Raw genomic sequence first — 2,359 nt, forward strand, 5'->3', positions numbered from 1 at the left:
GGGCCGGCCGGGGCGATGGTCGCTGCCGGCGGGATCGCCTCGGCGTAGGCCATCGCGGTCGAGGCGGGCGGCGGGGTCTGGGCCTGGCTCCCGGCCTTGCGCTTCTCGTAGAAGGCGTTGCCGCCGGCCACCGCCACGTAGTGCATGTTGTCGTACGGGTATTTCCGGCCGGCGGTGTGGAAGTACATCGCCCGGCCGACCTTGGGATGGCGCTCGCCGGCAAGGATTGCGTCGGCGGCGTCGGCGACCTTCTGCAGGTCCTTCTCGGCCATCGGCTTGGTCAACACGCCGGTCGCGAACTGCCGCGGCTGGCCGACCACCGAGCAGATGCCGCCGTTCGGGAAGGCGGCGTTCTCCAGGCGGTTCATCACCACGGTCCCGACCGCGAGCAGGCCTTCGGAATCGCTGCGGTTCGATTCGAAGTACATCGCACGGCCGAGGCAATCGCGCTCGGTATCCGACACCACCATCGGCTTGCCGCGCGTCGAGCCGGTGCTGAGAGCGGTGTTCGCGCTGGTGTTGCAGGCGCCGAGACCTGGTCCGAGCAGGAGGACCGACAGGGCCGGCACCGTCAATCTCGTCCCGATACCCTGCATGCCGCCCGGCCTCCCAGCCCATTGCCTCGCCGATGCGATGCGTTCCGGCCAAGCTCGGCCCGAAAGGTGCGGATTTTGTGGCATCATGGTGAACCGACGGTTGCGTCAGCGCGTCGTCGCCTGCGCTTTCAGCATCGCCGCCGCGGTCTCGCGGAATGCGGCGGTCGGCACGGCGACGGACGGAGCCCGCCCCTCCTCCCGGCTGCCTGCCACCAGCACGCCGATCACCACGGGGTTGCCCGCCTCGACCTGCAAAAGCGCCGAGCCCGATTCGCCGGGTACCGCCCGGCAATCGTGCAGCAGCAGGGGCGCCGGGCCGGGGTCCCGCCACGCGCTGCAACCGCCCTGCGCGGTCATCAGCTGGGGCTTGAGCCGGCTGTAGCCCGCCCGCCGGATCTCGCGGCGGATCGCGGCCGGGTCGGCTTCGGCACCGGGATCCTCCAGCGTCAGCGGCGTGCCGGGGATCGGGTCGGCGAGCTCGATCAGGACCCAGTCGCCCTGCATGTTCGGCCGCGCGGTGCCGTAGGCGAAGGCGTAGTCGTCCGGCTTGCGGTAGGCGGCGGCCAGGCTGTGCGCGCGATACGCGCCCTGGCGGTACCCGGCCACGAAGTGGACGACGCCCGGGTTGACCCAGCGCTTGCGCGGCTCGTCCCACAGGCAGTGCGCGGCGGTGAGCGCGAGCCGCGGACCGATCAGGGTCGCGGTGCAGGATTGGAGGCGGTTGGTGCCGAGCACCACGTTGAGCTTGCCGATCGCGCTGTAGGGCCATGCCTCGGCATCGAAGGCCATGTCCTCCGCACGCGCCGCGCCGGCCCACAGGCATGCGCCGACGAGGACCAGGGCGCGCACCTTCCTCAGCCCGCGACGTGCCGGGCGAACGATGCGAGGTCGATGTTGCCGCCGCTGATCACCACGCCGACGCGCCTGCCCCGCACGTCGAGGCGGCTGTGCATCACCGCCGCCGCCGCGAGGCAGCCGGTCGGCTCGACCACGAGCTTCATCCGCTCGGCGAAGAAGCGCATCGTGGCGACGAGCTCGGCGTCCGTCACCGTCACGATGTCGGCGACCCGCTCCTGGATGATCGGGAAGGTCAGCGATCCGAGGAACGTCGTCTGCGCGCCGTCGGCGATGGTGCGCGGCACCGGGATCGTGACGATCCGCCCCTCACGGAGCGAGCGTTGCCCGTCGTTGCCGGCCTCCGGCTCGACGCCGATCACGGCGCAGCCGGGCGAGCGCTCGGCGGCGACGAGGGCGCAGCCCGACAGCATGCCGCCGCCGCCGAGGCAAACGACGAGCATGTCGAGCGGCCCGGTCTCGGCGATCAGCTCGAGGGCGAGCGTTCCCTGGCCGGCGATCACGTCCGGATGGTCGTAGGGCGGGATCAGGGTGAGGCCGCGCGCCTCCGCGAGTTCGCGGCCGAGGGCGACGCGGTCCTGGGTGTAGCGGTCGTAGCGCACCACCTCGGCGCCGTAGCCTTGCGTCGCCGCGACCTTCATCGCCGGCGCGTCCTGCGGCATCACGATGGTGGCCGGCACGTTCAGCAGCCGGCTCGCGAGGGCGATCGCCTGGGCGTGGTTGCCCGAGGAGTAGGCGATGACGCCGCGCGCCCGCGCGTCGCCGGCGAGCGCCGCGATCGCGTTGTAGGCGCCGCGGAACTTGAAGGCGCCGGCGCGCTGCAGGTTCTCCGCCTTGAAGAACAGGCTCGCCCCGGCGCGTTCGTCGGCGGTGCGCGACGTGAGCACCGGGGTGCGGTGGGCCACGCC

General features: G+C 72.2%; 3 protein-coding genes. All 3 read right to left on the minus strand.

Annotated elements, in window-relative coordinates; genetic code table 11:
• Nucleotides 1-569, minus strand: a 569-nt coding sequence (locus FV223_RS25550) for a cell wall hydrolase (RefSeq protein ID WP_246689813.1), incomplete at its 3' end; no start/stop codon positions are given.
• A gap of 132 nt (nt 570-701) precedes the next feature.
• On the minus strand, nt 702-1,445 hold the full coding sequence (locus FV223_RS25555) for a trypsin-like serine protease (RefSeq protein ID WP_147729571.1): 744 nt from the start codon (nt 1,443-1,445) through the stop codon (nt 702-704).
• A gap of 5 nt (nt 1,446-1,450) precedes the next feature.
• Nucleotides 1,451-2,359 (minus strand): threo-3-hydroxy-L-aspartate ammonia-lyase (locus FV223_RS25560; protein WP_147729572.1); only part of this gene is annotated, 909 nt, incomplete at its 5' end.

The sequence above is a fragment of the Methylobacterium sp. WL116 genome, assembly GCF_008039455.1.
Classification (GTDB): domain Bacteria; phylum Pseudomonadota; class Alphaproteobacteria; order Rhizobiales; family Beijerinckiaceae; genus Methylobacterium.